The sequence below is a fragment of the Actinomyces sp. AC-20-1 genome (assembly GCF_023369555.1).
Lineage (GTDB): Bacteria > Actinomycetota > Actinomycetes > Actinomycetales > Actinomycetaceae > Actinomyces.
Window position 1 is genome coordinate 83369 of the sequence record NZ_JACJVC010000005.1, and the last position, 18737, is coordinate 102105.

Sequence of the window (18737 nt, forward strand, 5' to 3'; positions counted from 1 at the left end):
GTGGTGAAGGTCGTGGGTCAGGCCCTGCGGCGCAGTCGGGCCGCGAAGCGGTCGAGGGACAGGGAGGTCAGCGGTGAGCCGACGGCGTTGAGGTGCCCGTGCGGCACGCCCGCGCAGGTGACGCACTCGACGTCGACCCCCGCGTCCGCCAGCTGGCGGGCGAGGCCCTCGCCCGAGGCGCGCAGGTCGTCGTTCTCGCAGTTCTCGATGTAGGTGGAGGGGTAGCCGGCCAGGTCGGCGGCCGTGCCCTGCGCGTCACCCACGGAGGCGTAGGCCGGCGCCGCGTCCAGCGCTCCCCCGAGGTAGCTGGAGTTCATGCCCGCCATGACGTCCGCCGGGAAGCGCAGGATCTGAGGCATCCGCACCAGGCGCTCGGCCAGCTCAGCGCTTGCCTCGGGCCAGCGGCCGGCGTGCGCCACCGGGTAGGCGAGCAGGGCCTGCCACGCCGGGACCAGGCCCGCGCGGGCGTCGTCGCGCGCGTGCAGGGCCACCCCGGCGGCCAGGTTCCCGCCGGCGCTCGCCCCGCCCACGGCCACGCGCCCCGGGTCGATCCCCAGCGACGCGGCGTTGTCCACGGTCCAGCGGAAGACCGCGTAGCCGTCGTCGTGCGGCACCGGGTGGTGGACGCCCCCGTGGCACAGCCGGTAGAAGACCGAGACGACCGTGACGCCCGTGCGGGTGGTGATCCCGCGCGCCACGAGGTCGGCCTCCGGCATGTCGAGGTCCCCGCCGACGAAGGCCCCGCCGTGGAGCCACACGAGCCCCGGCAGGCGGCCCTCGCCGTCGGGCACGGCCGGAGCGGTGGGCTCCCAACCGGGCTCGGGGCGGTAGACGCGCACCGGCACCGGCCCGTGCGGGCCGGCGATCTCACGGTCCTCGGTGACGGCGTGGGTCTGCTCCGGCTCACCGAAGGGGGCGCTCCACGCGTCCATGGCGGCCAGCACCTCACCGCTGAAGGGGCCCGTGGCGCGCGGGGCGCCGTTGCCCTCCTGGGCCGTGGCCTCGTCCGCGGCCTGGGCGGCGGCCAGGTCCTCGGCGGTGGGGGCCGCGAAGCGCTCGATGAGGTGCAGGCGCTCGCGGTAGGGGCTCAGGAAGCCGCCGGCCAGGGGCGCCAGGGCGACGCCGTCGCGCGTGGCGGCGGGCTGCGGGTTCTCGGGTGCGGTCATGACGGGTTCCTTCCGGTCTCAGCCGAAGAGGCGGCGCTCGGCCGCGTCCCAGGCGGCGGCCGCGCTCGGGTCGGGCGTGTAGGTGGTGATCTCGCTGGAGGCGCGCACGAGGCGGCGCAGGTCGGCCAGGTCGCCCTCGATGAGCCCCGCGCCACGGGCGGCGACGACCATGTTGCCCAGGGCCGTGCCCTCCTTCGGGCCGGCCAGGACCGTCAGCCCGGTGGCGTCGGCCGCCATCTGGCACAGGAGCGCGTTGGCGATGCCCCCGCCGACCATGTGCAGGACCCGCACCTCGCGCCCGGACAGCGCCGCCGCCTCTCGCACCGCCCGGCGGTAGGCCAGGGCCAGGGACTCGTTGACGCAGCGCACGTACTGCCCGGTGCTGGCCGGCTGCGGCTGGCCGGTGGCGCGCGCCCAGGCGTCGATGCGGGTGGCCATGTCCCCGGGCGCGTAGAAGGCGTCGTCGTTGATGTCCACCACCGTGCGCAGCGGCTCGGCGGCCGCGGCGTCGGCGTCGATCTGGGCCCAGGACAGCTGAAGGCCCTGCTGCCTCCAGGTGCGCACGGCCTCGTTGAGGACCCACAGGCCCATGACGTTCTTGAGGTAGCGGACCGTGCCGTCCACGCCCAGCTCGTTGGTGAAGTTGGCGGCCCGCGAGGCCTCGGTGAGCACCGGCTCGTCGAGCTCGAGGCCCACCAGCGACCAGGTCCCGCAGGAGACGTAGGCGAAGTCGCGGCCCTCGGCGGGCACGGCCGCCACGGCGGAGGCCGTGTCGTGGCTGCCGACGGCGATGACCGGCGTCGGCCGTCCGTCCGGGCCGAAGAGGTCCAGGACCTCCGGGCGGACCGTGCCGATGGGCGTGCCCGGCTCGACGAGCCCGGGCAGGATCCCGGAGACGTCCACCCCCATCTCCTCACGCAGGCGGGTGATGAGGCTCCGGGACCAGGTGCGGGTGCGCGCGTCGACCAGGCCGGTGGTGGAGGCGTTGGTGACCTCGGCGACCTGGCGCCCGGTGAGCCAGGAGCACAGCAGGTCGGGCAGCAGGAGCATGCGGCGGTCGGTGGCGCCGGCCGGCAGGCCGCCGTCGCGAGCCTCGGCGACCAGCTGGAAGAGCGTGTTGAACTCCTGCACCTGCAGGCCGTTGACGGCGTAGAGCTCCGGGGCGGGGATGCGTGCGAAGACCTCCTCGGGCACGCCCCTGGTGCGCTCGGAGCGGTAGGCGGCCACCTGCCCGGCGAGCACGCCCGTCTCCCTCACGAGGCCGTAGTCGACCGCCCACGTGTCCACCCCGATGGCGGACAGGGGCCCGACGTCGCGCACGGCGGCGAGCAGGCCCTCGCGGACCTCGTTCCACAGGTGCAGCACGTCCCAGTACAGGCGCTCGCCCTGCCCGGTGGGCAGGGGGACGGCCCCGTTGGCGAAGCGGCGCGTCTCGGTCAGGGTGATCCTGCCGGCGTCGAGGGTGCCGACCATGACCCGGCCGGAGGACGCGCCGAGGTCGACGGCGGCGACGTGGAGGGGGGTGGTCATGAGGTGGTCCTTCTGGGGCTGGGTGCGGCTGGCGGGGCGGTGATGGGGGGCCGACGGCGGGGGCCGGGTGGGCGGTGAGGCCGGGCGGGGTCCGCGGGCCGGGCGGGGTCCGCGGGCCGGGTGGGGCCGACGGCGGCTGCGGGGTGCACCGGCCGCCGTCGGCCCGTCACTCGAGGGCGGGTCAGGCGCCCCAGCCGGCGGCGTCGCCGCCCACGCGCTCGGCGCGTACCCGCTCGAGGTAGCCGGAGGCCAGGAAGGTCTTCATCGGGTCCACGGGCAGGCCCTGGGACTCGCGCAGCTCGGCGAGCAGCGGGCGCACGTCCGTGCTGAAGGCCGCGGTGAGGACGTCGTTGGCGCCCAGGACGTCACCGGCCCTCTGCGCGGCCGCGAGGGCCTCGCGGTCCACGAGCAGCGCCTTCGCGGTGGACTCCTGGACGTTGGTCGCCGAGCGGATCTCTCCGGGGATCTTCTCCTCGAGGTTGTGGCACTGGTCGAGCATGAAGTTGACGCCCGAGTCGGGGGCGAGGGCCCCGGCGGAGACGATCTCGTTCATGATGCGGAAGAGCTGGTACGGGTCCGCCGAGCCGACGATGAGGTCGTCGTCGGCGTAGAAGCGGGAGTTGAAGTCGAAGGCGCCCAGGCGGCCCAGGCGCAGCAGCTGGGCGACGATGAACTCGATGTTCGTGCCCGGGGCGTGGTGGCCGGTGTCGAGGACGACCTTGGCCCGCTCGCCCAGCGCGAGGCAGTGCACGAGGGAGGTGCCCCAGTCCGGCACGTCGGTGTGGTAGAAGGCCGGCTCGAAGAACTTGTACTCCAGGACCAGCTGCTGGTCCTCGCCCAGGTGGGCGTAGATCTGCGCGAGGGAGTCGGCCAGGCGGTCCTGGCGCTCGCGGATGGAGTCCTGGCCCGGGTAGTTCGTGCCGTCGGCGAGCCAGATCTTGAGGGCGGGGGCGCCGGTGGCGCGCATGATGTCGATGCACTCGACGTGGTGGGCGACGGCCTTGGCGCGGATCCGCTCGTCGGCGTTGGTGAGAGAGCCGAGCTTGTAGTCCTCGTCCTGGAAGACGTTGGAGTTGATCGTGCCGATGGTGATGCCCTGGTCCTCGGCGTGGCGGCGCAGCCGGTCGTAGTCGTCGACCTTGTCCCACGGGATGTGCAGGGAGACGCGGGGCGTGATGCCGGTGAGGCGGTGGACCTCGGCGACATCGTCGATCTTCTCGAAGGGGTCGCGGGGCACACCCGCGGTGGTGAAGACGCGGAAGCGCGTGCCGGAGTTGCCGAAGGCCCAGCTGGGCAGCTCGATGGACTGGGTCCTCAGGAGGCTGAGGGCCTCGGGACTGAGGTCGGCGAGGGTGGGGGTGGGCATGTGCTGCTCCGTTCGTGGGAGGGCGGCCGGCTGTCGACGGCGGCGGTGCGGCGTTGAACCGTTTCAGGATGGACTGTAGCGCCCCATGAACCGATTCACAAGAGGTGGTCCTCGTCTGCTGTGGCCAGGGGTCCACCTCGACGGTGCGGTACGACCGGTGCTGGTCGGCCCCGGGGCCGGGTTGCGTGTGCTCCCGACGGCGGTCATCCCGCGTCGCACCCGCCCGCGGGCGGCGGCTCGGGGCTCGGCGGTGCGCACTGACGCTGCCGGGTGCGGGCGGCGACATGAAACGTTCAAGGCCGTAGCATGGCCGCGTCCTCACCCCGTTCCTGGAGACCCCCGTGACCACGTCGTCAGCGCCCCACGCCGGTGCCCGCCCCTCCGTCAAGGACGTCGCCGCCCTCGCGGGCGTCTCCGTCGGCACGGTCTCCCACGTGCTCAACCACCCCGAGCGCGTCGCCGGCGCCACCCGCGAGCGCGTCGAGAGCGCCATCGCCGAGCTCGGCTTCGTCCGCTCCGAGGCCGCCCGACGCCTGCGCCACGGCGGCTCCTCCCTCGTCGGCGTCCTCGTCCACGACATCTCCAACCCCTTCTTCACCGAGGCCGCCCGCGGCATCGAGGACCGCCTGCGCGAGGACGGGCGCCTGCCCATGGTCGCCTCCACGGACTCCGACCCCGAGCGTGAGCGCGAGCTCATGGCCCTGCTCGCCTCCATGGACGTGCGCGGCGTCATCGTCACCCCGTCGGCCTCCACCCTTGACAACCTCGCCGTCCTCGCCGGACGCGGCATCCGCGTCGTCCTCATGGACCACCCGCCGATCTCCGCCGAGCTGTCCACCGTCTCCGGCGACGACGTCGCGGGGGCCCGGGCCGCCGTCGAGCACCTGCTCTCGCTCGGCCACCGGCGCATCGGATTCGTCAACGGCCCGCTCACCGTGCGCCAGTCGGTCGACCGGCGCGACGGTGTCATCCGGGCCCTGACGGAGGCCGGGCTCGACCCGGCCGACTGCCTCCTCGAGGTGGAGGCCGTCGCCGACGGCGCCGGGTACACCGCTGCCGCCGGTGCGGCCGGAGCCTGGGTGCTGCTGGGGGACGCGCGGCCGCCGTCGGCCCTCTTCTGCGCCAACGACCAGATCGCCATCGGGGCCATGCGGGTCCTGCGCGAGAGGGGGCTGAGCATCCCGGGGGACGTCGCCATCGTCGGCTACGACGACGTCTCCGTGGCCGCCGAGCTCATCACCCCGCTGACCAGCGTGCGCCAGCCGCTGGCGGAGATCGGGCGGGCGGCCGCCGACCTCCTGCTCGCCGACGGCGGCTCAGTGGCGCACGTCGTCTTCCCACCCGAGCTCGTCGTGCGCGAGTCGACCGTCGGCAAGGCCTGACGCCGCTGAGCCGGCCTCTCCCCGCCCCCTCCCCGCCCGCTATCGCGAGCTCGAGGGGTTGGTTGCGAGTTCGAGCCTGCAACCCTCGAGGTCGCGACGCAACCCTCGAGCTCGCGATGGGCGACGGGGCTCCGTCAGGCGTCGGCGGCGGGGCCGGTGGTGCTGCGCACCACCAGGGTCGGCTCGACGACGTGATGGCGGGCGTCGGCGCGCCCGCCGATCCGTTCGAGCAGGAGGCTGATGGCGGCGGAGCCCGTCTGCTCGCCGGACTGGTCGACGGTGGTGAGCGAGACGCGGCTGAGCGAGGAGGTGTGGACGTTGTCGTAGCCCGCCACCGAGACGTCCCCGGGCACGGCCAGGCCGGCGGCCTCCAGGTGCTCGAGCACGCCGAAGGCCGTGTGGTCCGTGCTGGCGAAGACCGCCGTCGGCCGGTGCCTGCGGGACAGGGAGCGCTCGGCGAGCTCGTGCCCGCCCGCCTCGGAGGACTCCGCCGCGATGACGTCGGGGACCAGGCCCCGGCGCTCCATCGCGGCCGCGAAGCCGTCGCGGCGCACGGTCTGCGACAGAGGGTGGTCGATCTCGATGGGGTCGCGGGGGATCTCGTTGTACGTGATGCGCTCGTGCCCGAGGCGGGTGAGGTGGTCCACCATGAGCTCGGCGCCAAGCGCCTCGTCGGTGACCACCGTGTCGAAGTCCTCGGGCTCCCCGTGCAGGGCGATGGTGGTGACCGGCAGCTGGCGGGCCAGCCAGTGCAGCTGCTCGGTGCGCATGCGCGGGGAGATGAGGACGAGGCCGTCGACCTGGAGGTCGAGCATGGCGTCCACCCGCCTGCCGTAGGCCTCGGCCGTGACCCCGGCGACGGAGAGCAGGTCCTGGTAGCCCGTGCCCGCCAGGCGCTCGGCGATGGCGCTCGCGACCTCGAACTGGAAGGGAGACTGGAAGTCGGTGAGCAGGACGCCGATCGTGTGCGAGGAGCCGCGCATGGTGCGGGCGCCGGTGCGAGGGCGGTAGCCGAGGGTGTCGATGGCGGCGTTGACCCTCTCGCGCATCTGCTCGGAGACCCCGTAGGCGTTGCGTATGACCTTCGAGACGGCGGCGACGGAGACGCCGGCCTCCGCGGCGACGTCCTTGATCGTCGCGCGCCGGGGGGCGCCGGCGGCTCGGGTGGTGGTCATAGGGACATGGTAAAGGTAGGAGACCGTTCTACAAGAACGGTGCCGTACCTGACTGTTCGCCAGGTCCTGTCCATGTGGCGCGCCCGCCGGCCAGGATGCACTCGTGGGCGCGGATGGCTCAGAAAATAAGGGTTCTTTTCGTAGGTGAGGCCCCCGTGAGTACATGTGAATGCTTTCAGAAGAGCCTTGACAGGGTGTGGCCGCGTTCTCTATCTTGTGTGTAGAACGTTTCACATCGTCCTGAAGGAACGTTCCCCTGCCGCGCCCCGTCGCGGAGCACCGGAGCTCCCCGGGGCCGCCGTCCAAAGGAGGACACCCATGCACCCTGTCTCCCGTCGAGTCTTTCTCGGAGGCACCAGCCTCCTCGCCGTCGCCGCCACCCTGTCCGCCTGCACGAGCGCAGGCACCGGCGGCTCCGGCAGCACCACCAAGGACACCCTCACCCTCGGCATGACCGCGGACATCGAGGGCTGGGACCCCACCAACCAGCCCGGCTACCAGGGCTGGCCCGGCGAGGCCATCTGGGGCGCGCTCGTCTACGTCAACGAGGTCGGGGAGATGGAGCCCGGCCTGGCCGAGTCCTGGGAGGTCGGCGACGGCAACCACTCCTTCACCGCCCACCTGCGCCGGGGCGTCACCTTCTCCGACGGCGACGTCGCCGACGCCGACGCCGTCAAGGCCAACTTCGAGCTCGCCGCCGCCAACGAGGCCACCTCCAGCATGTACCAGGGCATCACCTTCGACATCCCCGACGCCCACACCATCACCATCACCTGGCCCGAGCCCCAGCCCCTCATGGCCGACCGCGTCGGCAGGGTCAAGCTCACCTCCCCGACCCTCATCGCCTCGGGCAACCTCAACGACAAGCCCGTCGGCTTCGGCCCCTACCTCCTCGACGAGGCCGGCACCACCCGCTCCTCCGTCTACACCTTCACCAAGAACCCGGACCACTGGGACGCGGACCGCTACCCCTACACCACCCTCGTGTGCAAGGTCTTCGACTCCGAGACCGCCGCCCTCAACGCCCTCAAGACCGGCCAGATCGACGGCACCCTCGTCAACGCCCAGTCCCACGACGAGGTGACCGGCTCCGGCTTCGAGGTCGCTGAGATGAACGGCCAGACCACCCGCCTGCTGCTCACCGACCACAAGGGCGAGATCATCCCGGCCCTGGGGGACGTGCGCGTGCGCCGGGCCATCAACATGGTCTTCGACAAGCAGGCCATGGTCGACGCCCTCTACTCCGGGCACGGCGAGGTCTCCCACCAGATCTTCCGACCCGGCTCCGCCGCCTACATCGACGACCTCGCCGACCCCTACCCCTTCGACGTCGAGACGGCCAAGGCCCTCATGGCCGAGGCCGGCTACGCCGATGGCTTCGCCATCGAGCTGCCCACCATGGACGGCCAGAACCACGACGTCCTCATGCCCTACGTCACCCAGCAGCTCGCCGAGCTCAACATCACCGTGACCCAGGTGCCGCTCACCGGCGCCAACGCCATCGGGGACCTCCTGTCAGGCACCTACCCGGTGGTCCTGTGGCAGCTCGGCAACATCGGCAACTCCGCCCAGGACATCGACATCGTCGTGCGCCACACCGGCTACTGGAACCTCGAGCACCAGCCGGACGACTTCGTCAACGACAGGTGGGACGTCATCTGCACCGGCACCGAGGAGGAGTCCGCGGCCGCCCAGAAGGAGATCAACCAGTACATCATCGAGCAGGCATGGTTCGCCCCCATGGTCAACCCGACCGCCTTCTACGCCCACACGGCCGACGTCACCATCACCCACGTCTCGGACCTCGAGGGCCTGGCCCCCAAGCTCCGCGACTTCCAGTGACCCGCGCCTGAGCGCCCACTGACCGAGGAAAGGCCTCTCATGCTCGCCTCCGTGTGGAAGAACCTCCTGAGATCGGGGGTGGTCCTCGTCGTCGTCACCTTCGTGGTCTTCTCCCTCATGTACGGCAACGGCCCCGGTATCGCCCGCGCCGTCCTCGGCCTCCAGGCCGAGGTCACCGAGGACAACGTCACCGCCAAGATGGTCGAGCTCGGCCTCGACCGCCCCCTGCTCACCCAGTACCTGGACTGGGGCCGCGGCGCCCTGACCGGCGACCTCGGCAGGTCCTTCTACACGGGGCAGCGCGTCACCGAGGCGCTTGTCACCCGCGTGCCCGTCACCCTTGCCGTCGTCATGGTGGCCCTCGTCCTCACAGCGCTGCTCAGCGTCCTGCTGGGGGTCACCGCGGCGGTCAGGGGTGGCTGGGCCGACCGGCTGCTGCAGCTGTCCTCCATCCTCGGCACCGCCGTGCCCAGCTTCATCACCTCCATCGCCCTCGTCTTCCTCTTCGCGATCCTCTGGCGGGTCCTGCCCGCCACCGGCTACGTCTCACCCGACAGGTCGCTCACCGGGTGGATCGCCTCCATCACGCTGCCGGTCACCGCCCTGCTCATCGGCGCCGTCTCCAGCGCCGCCCAGCAGTTCCGCACCGCCACCCTCGACCAGCTCGGCAAGGACTACGTGCGCACGCTGCGCGCCCGCGGCGTGTCCGAGCGGGCCGTCATCTTCCGCCACGTGCTGCGCAACGCCGCCGCGCCCGGGCTCACCGTCCTCTCGCTCACCGTCTTCTCCCTGCTGGGTGGCGCCGTCTTCATCGAGCAGGTCTTCGCCCTGCCTGGCCTGGGCCAGCTCGCCAACTCCTCGGCACAGATCTTCGACGTCCCCATGGTCATGGGCACCGTCCTCGTCACCGCCGTCATCGTCCTGGTCGTCAACTTCCTGGGAGACCTCGCGATCACCCTGCTCAACCCGAAGGCGAGGAAGCGATGAGCGCCCCCACCACCGAGACCACCACCAGCACGAGGACGGGCCGTGAGAGGAGGGGGACGAGCGTGCTGCTCCGGCTCCTGCGCAACCCCCTCGCGGTCATCTGCCTGCTGATCGTCCTGGCCGTCCTCCTCACCGCCCTCCTCGCCCCGGTCCTGGCCCCACTGGGACCGCAGACGACGGACCTCGCCGCCACCAACGCGCCCCCGGGCACACCCGGCCACCCGCTCGGCGGCGACTCCTCCGGCAGGGACATCCTGTCCCGGCTCATCTGGGGCTCACGGCAGACCGTCGTCTCCTGTCTCATCATGCTGGCCGTCTCCCTCACAGCCGGAGTGAGCACCGGCCTCCTCGCCGGCTTCTACCGCGGCCGCCTCGAGACCGTCGCCGGCTTCGTCACCGACGTCCTCATGTCCCTGCCCTCCATCATCCTGCTCATCGCCCTGTACGCGGTGACCGGACCGAACATCCCCGTCATGATGGCCGTCTTCGGCCTGCTGACAGCCCCCACCTACTACCGCCTCGTGCGCTCCGTCGTCGTCTCCGTGCGCAACGAGCTCTACGTCGACGCCGCCCGCGTCGTCGGCCTGTCCGACGCCCGTATCATCGGCCGGCACGTCCTGTGGGCGGTGCGTGCCCCCGTCGTCATCCAGGGCGCCTTCATCCTCGCCTCAGGCATCGGGATCGAGGCCGGCATGTCCTTCCTCGGGCTCGGCAACCCCGCAGGCGTCTCCTGGGGCGTCATGCTGCAGGTCTCCTTCAACGGCATCTACAACAACCCGGTCGCCGTCGTCTGGCCCGCCGCCGTCATCTCCGTGACCATCCTGGCGCTCATCCTCCTGGGCAACGCCCTGTCCGACGTCCTGCAGGCCTCCGCCCGAGCCCGCACCGTCACCTCCCGCCAGCGCAGGGACGCCCTGGCAGCCACCACCGCCCAGCACGCCGACAGCGAGCCCAGGCCCCCGGACCCCGGGGCCGCGGTCTCCATCCGGGGCCTGAGAGTCGGCTACACCCACGACGACGGCTTCCGCGAGGTCGTCCACGGCATTGACCTCGACATCCGCCAGGGCGAGATCCACGGCCTCGTGGGCGAGTCCGGGTCCGGCAAGTCCCAGATCGCCTTCTCCGTCCTCGGCATCCTGCCCAAGGAGGCCCTGAGGCTCGGCGGCTCCATCCACATCGACGGCGTCGACGTGCTCGCCGACGCCCGCGCCATGCGCGCCGCCCGCGGACGCAAGGTCGCCTACGTCCCCCAGGAGCCGATGAGCAACCTGGACCCCTCCTTCACCATCGGCAAGCAGCTCGAGCACGGCATGCGCGCCGCCACCACCCTGTCCCGCCAGGAGATCCGGGAGCGGACCGTCACCCTGCTGCACTCGGTCGGCATCGCCGACGCCGAGCGGGTCATGGGCCTCTACCCGCACGAGGTCTCCGGCGGGATGGCCCAGCGCGTCCTCATCTGCGGCGCCCTGGCCAGCGACCCCGAGGTCATCGTCGCGGACGAGCCCACCACGGCCCTCGACGTCACCGTCCAGGCCGAGATCCTGGACCTCCTGCGCGACCTCGCCCGCGAGGCCGGCCTCGCCGTCCTCTTCGTCACCCACAACCTCGGTGTCGTCGCGGACCTGTGCGACACCGTCTCGGTGATGAGGGACGGCCACATCGTGGAGACCCAGGACGTCGAGTCCCTCTTCGCCCACCCCCGTGAGGAGTACACCCGCGAGCTGCTGGCCTCCTCCCTCAGCGTCGAGCTCATGGAGACCGAGTCATGACCACGTCACCCGCCGACGGCCAGAGCACCCCGCTGCTCGAGATCGACGACCTCGTCGTCACCTTCCCCGGCCCCCGCCGAGGGCAGGGCACCACCGTCATCCACGGCGTCAGCCTCGACCTGAGCGCCGGCGAGACCCTGTCCGTCGTCGGCGAGTCCGGCTCCGGCAAGACCACCATCGGGCGCGCCGTCCTCGGCCTGGCCCCCGTCTCCGGCGGCGAGATCCGCTTCCGCGGCAGACGCATCTCGAACGTCTCGCGCGCCGAGCGCCGGGCCATCGCCACCGACATCCAGGTGGTCTTCCAGGACCCCTACACCTCCCTCAACCCGGCGATGCGCATCGGGGACATCCTCACCGAGCCGCTTGAGGCGGCCGGCGTGTCCCACGCGCGCCGGCGCGTCCTCGAGCTCCTCGACGCCGTGTCCATGCCAGGAGACACGGTGGGCCGCTACGCCCGCGAGTTCTCCGGCGGGCAGCGACAGCGCATCGCCATCGCCCGCGCCCTCGCCCTGGAGCCGGCCGTCATCATCTGCGACGAGCCCACCTCCGCCCTCGACGTGACGACCCAGGCCCGGGTGCTCGCCCTCCTCGACGACATCCAGAAGGAGACGGGCGTCGCCTACCTCTTCATCAGCCACGACCTCGGCGTCGTCAACCGCGTGAGCGACCGGATCGCCGTCCTCTACCAGGGGCGCGTCGTCGAGGTGGGCCCTGCCCACCAGGTCGCCACCCGCCCCGCCCACGAGTACACCCGCCGCCTGCAGATGGCCGCTCCTCTGGCCGACCCGGTGAGGCAGCGGGAGCGCCGTGAGACCCGCCTCGCGCTCGCGGCCGGCGCCTGAGCCCGGCACCGTCACACCCACCGACCAGCACCACCCGCACAGGAGTCCGAGTTGAGCACCATCCAGGTCACCGACCTGCGCCTCGAGCACCACCGCCCCACCGACCGCCTCCTGGCCGTCGAGACCGCCACGCCCCGCCTGTCCTGGTGCGTCGTCGGCGCCCCCGCCGGGTGGGAGCAGTCCGGCTACGAGGTCGAGGTGAGCCGCGGCGCGGCCGGGACGGGCACCGCCCAGCCGACCGCCGTCCAGACCCTCACCGTCGACTCCTGCGAGCAGGTCCTCGTCCCCTGGCCGACGGCGCCGCTCGCCTCCCGCGAGAGCGCCACCCTGCGCGTGCGCCTGCGCGGGACCGACGGCGCCCTCACCGGCTGGTCCCGGCCCGTCGAGGTCGAGGCCGCCCTGCTCGACCCCTCCGAGTGGCAGGCGGACTTCATCGCCCCCGTCGGCATCGGTGAGCCCGGCGGCCGAGCCCCCGTCATCTCCCGGACGCTCGAGGTCCCCAACGGCACCGTCCGCGCCCGCCTGCGCGCCACCGGCCACGGCCTCATCGAGCCCAGGGTCAACGGCACGCGCGTGGACGACTCCGTGCTCAACCCCGGCTGGACCTCCTACGCCCACCGCCTGCAGGTCGTCACCTGGGACGTCACCGACCTCCTCACCCCCGGCACCCACACCCTCGACGTGCTGCTGGGCAACGGCTGGTGGCGCGGCCACGTCGGCTACTTCGGCATGACGCAGCGCTTCGGCACCCGCCTGGCGCTCGCCGCCCAGCTCGAGCTCACCGGGCCCGACGGCGCCCTCACCGTCATCGCCACCGCCGACGACGGGACCTGGACGGCCCACGAGTCCGCGGTCACGGCCGACGACCTCTACGACGGCCAGAGCACCGACCTCCGGCTGGCGCCCGACCTCACCGGGCCGGCCGACGACGGGGCCTCCACCCACCCTGTGGAGGTGGTCCCCGCCGCCACCCGTGAGGACGAGTCCGCCACCATCGCCCTCGTCCCGCAGTCCGCCCCCCTCGTCCGCCCCACCGGCCTGCTGCCCGCCCGGAGGGTCTGGACCTCTCCGAGCGGGCGCACCCTCGTCGACTTCGGCCAGAACGCCGTCGGCGTCGTGCGCCTGACCGTGCGTGGGCTGGAGGCCGGCACCGAGGTGACCCTGCGCCACGCGGAGGTCCTGGAGGACGGCGAGCTCGCCACCCGCCCCCTGCGCGCCGCCCGCGCCACCGACACCTGGGTCCTCGACGGCCCCGCCGAGCGGGTCCTCGAGCCCACCCTCACCCTTCACGGCCTGCGCTACGCCGAGGTCACCGGCGTGCCCCACCTCGCCCCCGAGGACGTCAGCCTCGTCGTCATCGGCTCCGACATGCAGCCCACCGGCTCCTTCACCTGCTCGGACGACCTGCTCAACCGGCTGCACGCGAACACCGTGTGGTCCACGCGCGGCAACTTCGTCTCCATCCCCACCGACTGCCCCCAGCGTGACGAGCGCCTGGGCTGGACCGGCGACATCCAGGCCTTCGCCCCCACCGCCTCCTTCCTCTTCGACACCATCTCCTTCCTCGCCTCCTGGCTCACCGACCTGCGCGCCGAGCAGCACGAGAACGGCTCCGTCCCGCACGTCGTGCCCATGTTCATGCCCTCCTCCACGCAGGAGCCGTCGGCGGCCGCCTGGGGGGACGCCGCCACCACCGTCCCGGTGGACCTGTACGAGGCCAGCGGGGACCTCGAGGTCCTGCGCGCCCAGCTGCCCTCCATGACCGCCTGGGTGGAGCGCGAGGCCGCCCTCGCCGGCGAGGACCTCGTGTGGTCCGGCGGCTTCCAGTTCGGCGACTGGCTCGACCCCACCGCCCCACCGGAGCGCCCCGCCGACGCCAAGGCGGACCCCGACGTCGTCGCCACCGCCTACCTCGCCCGCTCCGCCCACCTCGTCGCCCGGGCCGCCGCCCTCCTGGGCGAGGAGGCGGCAGCCGAGCGCTGCTCCCGCCTCGCCCAGGACGTGCGCGCCGCCTACAACCGCGCCTTCGTCACGCCCGCCGGCCGCATCCACTCCGACGCCCAGACCGTCTACGCCCAGGCCATCGTCTGGGACCTGCTCGAGACCCCCGCGCAGCGCGACTTCGCCGGGCAGCGCCTGGCGGACCTCGTACGCCTGTCCGGCTTCCGCATCGCCACAGGCTTCGTGGGCACGCCCCTCGTCCTGCCCGCCCTCGTCGCCACCGGTCACGTCGACGTCGCCGGCCGCCTGCTCACCCAGACCGAGTGCCCCTCCTGGCTCTACCCGGTGACGATGGGGGCGACGACGATCTGGGAGCGCTGGGACTCGATGCTCCCCGACGGCTCCGTCAACCCCGGTGAGATGACCTCCTTCAACCACTACGCGCTGGGCGCCGTCGCCGACTGGCTGCACCGCGGCCTGGCGGGCCTCGCCCCGGCCGCCCCCGGCTGGCGCCGCGTCAGCCTCGCCCCCGTCCCGCTGGCGGGCATCACCTCCGCGGCCGCCAGCCACCTGAGCCCCTACGGTGAGGTCAGCGTCTCCTGGCAGGTGTCCGACGGCGACCTCCACCTTGAGGCCGACCTGCCCGTGGGCATGACGGGGACCATCCGCCTGCCCGGAGCCGAGGCCGTCGAGGTCGCCCACGGCCACCACGAGCTGAGCGCTCCGCTGCCCGACGCCGGCTGCGGTCCGGTCCTCACCGTCCGCGACCTCATCGACGACGCCGACACCTGGGGCGAGCTCGTCGCCGTCATGGCCGACGCCGATAACCTCGCCATCGGCTCGGCCGAGCTCGCGCGCCGCATGAAGCCGCTCCTCGACTCCCCGGCCTCCGCCATCGCCTGGGAGCTCACGCCCGACCCGCGCTTCGCTCCGAAAGGCCTGCGTGAGCGCATCGAAGCCGTCATCGTCCGCGCCACGGAGCGTGAAGGGGGCACCACCGTATGAGCACCCCCGACCTCCCCCCGATCCACCCCGACAGCCTGCCCCACCCCGAACGGGCCGGCCACCGCAGCTCCATCACCCCGGGCCGTCCCTGGTACGACACCGAGGGCAAGCGCATCCAGGCCCACGGCGGCTGCGTCATCGTCGTCGACGGCGTCTACTACTGGTACGGCGAGAACAAGGAGCGCACCACCCCCGACGGGCGCGTCTGGCACTGGGGCGTGCGCGCCTACCGCTCCACCGACCTCATGAGCTGGCAGGACTGCGGCACCATCATCCCGCCCGACCTCGAGGACCCCACCTCCCCGCTGCACCCCAGCGCCTGCCTCGACCGTCCCCACATCGTCCACCACGAGGAGAGCGGGCTCTACGTCTGCTGGGTCAAGGTCATGAGAGCGCGCGGACAGCGCTCCACCGTCCTGGTGAGCGAGCACGTGCTCGGCCCCTACCGGATGGTGCGCCGCGACCTCAGGCCTCTGGGCATGAACGCCGGCGACTTCGACCTCGTTATCGACCCCACCGACGCCAAGGGCTACTACTACTTCGAGCGCGTGCACTCAGAGCTCATCTGCGCCGACCTCATCGCCGACTACCAGGACGTCACCGGCTACTACTCCACCCACTTCCCCCTCGCCCAGCCGCCCTACGTGCGCGAGGCCCCCGTCCACTTCGAGCGCGGCGGGCTGCACTACCTCATCACCTCCGGCACCACCGGCTACCTGCCCAACGCCTCCATGGTCGCCACCGCCCCCACCTACCACGGCCCCTGGAGCGTCCAGGGCGACCCGCACCCGGACGACCCCACCCGCACCTCCTACCACTCCCAGGTCTCCAGCGTCCTCAAGGTCCCCGGCAAGAAGGACCTCTACATCGCGCTTGCGGACCGCTGGCTGCCCGCCTGGGACGGCGACGCCGCCATGGTCCAGGAGGGCTTCGCCCAGCGCTTCAGGCCCATGGGCGGGCAGGTCATCGACGCCCGCCGCCTCACGCAGCAGCCCCAGACCCCTGAGGTCCGGGCCTCCCTGTACGAGCTCGACGGCGCCGACACCGCCGTCGCGGACTACGTGTGGCTGCCCCTGCGCTTCGACGGAGAGCGGGCCCTCATCGACTGGCACGACGAGTGGTCGCCCGACGACTACCCGGACGCCTGAGCCGCAGCCGGACACACCCACAGGCCACGGACACCCACGCCCACCCACAGGCCACGGCCCGACCCGGGCCGGACCACGACAGACTAGGACCCTCGCATGACCCAGCCCTGGATGGACACCCGGCTCACGCCGCAGGAGCGCGCCGCCGCCCTGCTCGCCGGCATGTCCACCGCCGAGAAGATGGCCCAGCTCCAGTGCGTCATGACCCGCACCAGCGACGACGTCCACAGCGACGCCCTGGGCGCCCTCATGCCGCTGGGCACCGGGCACGTCTCCACGCTGTCCCTGCGCCAGGTCACGGACATGGCCGAGGCCATCGCCTACCAGCGCGACCTCCAGAAGCGGGTCATGGCGCTCCAGCCCCACCGGGTGCCAGCGGTCTTCCACATGGAGGCCCTGTGCGGCGCCTACCTGCCCGGCGCCACCTCCTTCCCCAACGCCATCGGCCGCGGCGCCTCCTTCGACCCCGGGCTCGAGGAGGAGATCGGCCGCGTCGTCGCCTCCCAGGAGCGGGCGCTCGGCATCACCTACTCCTTGGCCCCTGTCCTCGACGTCACCCGCGACCCCCGCATGGGCCGCTACGGCGAGTCCTACGGCGAGGACCCCACCCTCGGCGGCGCCCTGGGCGCCGCCCTCATCCGCGGCCTGCAGTCCGAGGACGGCGCAGGACGGCGCACCGACGCCGTCGCCAAGCACTTCCTCGGCTTCCACGCCTCCGAGGGCGGCATCCACGGCGCCCACGCCCCCGTCACCGACCGGCTCCTGGGAGAGGTCTACGCCAAGCCCTTCCAGGCCGCCATCAACGCCGGCCTCAAGGGCGTCATGCCCTGCTACAACGCCGTCAACGGCGAGGTCGTCTCCGGCTCACGGCGCCTGCTCACCGGGCTCCTGCGCGAGCAGATGGGCTTCGAGGGCACCGTCGTCGCCGACTACGGGGCCATCGGCAACATGCACGCCTACCAGCGCGCCGCCGAGTCCCTCACCGACGCCGGGCACCAGGCCCTGGCGGCCGGCCTCGACGTCGAGTGGCCGGTGCCCCAGTGCTACAACGACGAGCTCGTCGAGCGCTTCGAGAGCGGCGAGGCGGACACGGCCCTGCTCGACCGGGCCGTCACCCGCGTCCTCACCGCCAAGTTCCGCATGGGCCTGTTCGAGGACCCCTTCGCCTGGGACGGCACGCGCCTGGCCGCCGCCTTCGAGGGCGAGGCCCGCCGGGCCGCACGCGCCGTCACCCTGCGCAGCGCCCGCGAGTCCCTCGTCCTGCTCACCAACGACGGCACCCTGCCCATCCCCACCGGGCCCGACGCGCCCCGGCGGGTCCTCGTCGTCGGCCCCCAGGCGATCCAGCCGCGCTTCCACTTCGCCGGCTACTCCCACCAGTCCATGGCCGAGGGGCTGCTCGCCGCCCGCAGCTCCATGGCCGGCACCATCGATGTCCAGGCGGCCGCCGCCGGCGAGCAGGCCACCTACCCGACCATCCCCGGGACACCCGTCCAGTCCGACGACGCCCCCGAGTTCGACGCCGTCCTGGCCGCCTTCCACCCCGGTGCGCGCAGCGTCCTCGACGAGCTGCGCGAGCGCCTGCCCCGCAGTGAGGTGAGGTGGGTGCGCGGCTACGAGGTTGCCGGCGCCAGCGAGGAGCACTGGGCTGAGGCCCTGCGCGAGGCGCGGCGCGCCGACCTCGTTGTCCTCATGCTCGGCGGCAAGAACGGCACCGCCTCCATCGCCACCATGGGGGAGGGGGTGGACGCCACCGGCATCGGCCTGCCGCACACCCAGGAGGGGCTGCTGCGCCAGGTCGTCGAGCTCGGTGTGCCCGCCGTCGGCGTCCACATGGACGGGCGCCCCGTCTCCTCCGACGCAGCCGACCGGCTGGGCGCCCTCGTCGAGGCCTGGAACCCGGCCGAGGCCGGCGGGCAGGCGGTGGCCGAGTTGCTCGTGGGCGAGATCTCGCCGTCGGGACGCCTGCCTGTGAGCGTGGCCCGCAGCGCCGGGCAGGTCCCCGTGTACCACAACCACCCCCACGGCTCCCAGTGGCACCAGGCGGGCAGCGTCGGCTTCCCCGAGTACGTCGACATGCCTCACACGCCCCGCTACCCCTTCGGCCACGGGCTGGGCTACACGAGCTTCGAGTACGGGGCGCTCGAGCTGAGCGCGGCCGAGGTCGCGCCCGACGGCGCTCTCACCGCCCGCGTCACCGTGACGAACACCGGGGCACGGGCGGGCACGGAGGTCGTCCAGCTCTACGGCTCGGACCGGTACGCCTCCACGGTCCGCCCCGTCCAGGAGCTCCTCGGCTTCCAGCGCGTCGAGCTCGAGCCCGGGCAGAGCAGCCAGGTCGCCTTCACCGTGACGCCGGACCTGCTCGCCCTGCTCGACGGGGACATGCGGTGGGTGGTCGAGGCCGGCGACATCGACCTGCGCGTGGGCTCCTCCAGCGCGGACGTGCGCGCCGAGGCCTTCTTCCGGGTGAGCGCGACGGCCGCCGTCGACCCGCGCCGGCGGGCGCTGTGGGCGCCCTCCGTCTGGCAGCGCTGAGCCGGCCTCTCCCCGCCTGCTCCCTCCCCGCCCGCTATCGCGAGCT

At 72.8% G+C, this 18737-nt stretch carries 12 protein-coding genes; 8 read left to right on the top strand and 4 right to left on the bottom strand.

What is annotated here, in order from left to right; genetic code table 11:
• Nucleotides 1–17 precede the first annotated feature (17 nt).
• The 3 genes from H6X67_RS04610 to rhaI all read right to left on the bottom strand — a co-directional run bounded on the left by H6X67_RS04610 (nucleotide 18) and on the right by rhaI (nucleotide 4062).
• Nucleotides 18–1166, bottom strand: a complete 1149-nt coding sequence (locus tag H6X67_RS04610; protein WP_249368489.1) for an alpha/beta hydrolase fold domain-containing protein — start codon at nucleotides 1164–1166, stop codon at nucleotides 18–20.
• Nucleotides 1167–1184: 18 nt separating this feature from the next.
• Nucleotides 1185–2696, bottom strand: a complete 1512-nt coding sequence (locus H6X67_RS04615) for a rhamnulokinase (RefSeq protein ID WP_249375615.1) — start codon at nucleotides 2694–2696, stop codon at nucleotides 1185–1187.
• A 181-nt stretch (nucleotides 2697–2877) separates the two neighbouring features.
• Complete coding sequence (rhaI, locus tag H6X67_RS04620) at nucleotides 2878–4062, bottom strand: L-rhamnose isomerase (protein ID WP_249368488.1); 1185 nt, start codon at nucleotides 4060–4062, stop codon at nucleotides 2878–2880.
• Between the two features lie 341 nt (nucleotides 4063–4403).
• Here rhaI and H6X67_RS04625 point away from each other — a divergent pair, with 341 nt between their 5' ends.
• Nucleotides 4404–5444, top strand: coding sequence for a LacI family DNA-binding transcriptional regulator (locus H6X67_RS04625; RefSeq protein WP_249375516.1), 1041 nt, complete (start codon nucleotides 4404–4406; stop codon nucleotides 5442–5444).
• Nucleotides 5445–5578: 134 nt separating this feature from the next.
• On the opposite strand, the gene H6X67_RS04630 is transcribed toward H6X67_RS04625, so the two are convergent.
• A complete protein-coding gene (locus H6X67_RS04630) occupies nucleotides 5579–6619 on the bottom strand; it encodes a LacI family DNA-binding transcriptional regulator (protein WP_249368486.1) in 1041 nt (346 codons plus the stop codon).
• A 318-nt stretch (nucleotides 6620–6937) separates the two neighbouring features.
• Between H6X67_RS04630 and H6X67_RS04635 the strand changes: the two genes are divergently transcribed.
• The 7 genes from H6X67_RS04635 (at nucleotide 6938) to H6X67_RS04665 (ending at nucleotide 18691) form a co-directional block, all read left to right on the top strand.
• Entirely contained in the window at nucleotides 6938–8461 is a 1524-nt protein-coding gene (locus H6X67_RS04635) for an ABC transporter substrate-binding protein (RefSeq protein ID WP_249368485.1), read from the top strand.
• Between the two features lie 39 nt (nucleotides 8462–8500).
• On the top strand, nucleotides 8501–9448 hold the full coding sequence (locus H6X67_RS04640; RefSeq protein ID WP_249368484.1) for an ABC transporter permease: 948 nt from the start codon (nucleotides 8501–8503) through the stop codon (nucleotides 9446–9448).
• Nucleotides 9445–11217, top strand: a complete 1773-nt coding sequence (locus H6X67_RS04645) for a dipeptide/oligopeptide/nickel ABC transporter permease/ATP-binding protein (protein WP_249368483.1) — start codon at nucleotides 9445–9447, stop codon at nucleotides 11215–11217. Before H6X67_RS04640 ends, H6X67_RS04645 begins: the two co-directional genes overlap by 4 nt.
• Nucleotides 11214–12059, top strand: coding sequence for an ATP-binding cassette domain-containing protein (locus tag H6X67_RS04650; protein WP_249375518.1), 846 nt, complete (start codon nucleotides 11214–11216; stop codon nucleotides 12057–12059). Before H6X67_RS04645 ends, H6X67_RS04650 begins: the two co-directional genes overlap by 4 nt.
• Nucleotides 12060–12110: 51 nt before the next feature.
• Nucleotides 12111–15005 (top strand): alpha-L-rhamnosidase, encoded by a 2895-nt coding sequence (locus H6X67_RS04655; protein ID WP_249368481.1) that lies wholly within the window; start codon nucleotides 12111–12113, stop codon nucleotides 15003–15005.
• Nucleotides 15002–16153: a family 43 glycosylhydrolase gene (locus H6X67_RS04660; RefSeq protein WP_249377059.1), complete on the top strand. Its 1152-nt coding sequence runs from the start codon at nucleotides 15002–15004 to the stop codon at nucleotides 16151–16153. The genes H6X67_RS04655 and H6X67_RS04660 overlap by 4 nt, the downstream gene beginning before the upstream one ends.
• Before the next feature lie 96 nt (nucleotides 16154–16249).
• Entirely contained in the window at nucleotides 16250–18691 is a 2442-nt protein-coding gene (locus H6X67_RS04665; protein WP_249369857.1) for a glycoside hydrolase family 3 N-terminal domain-containing protein, read from the top strand.
• Nucleotides 18692–18737: the final 46 nt, after the last annotated feature.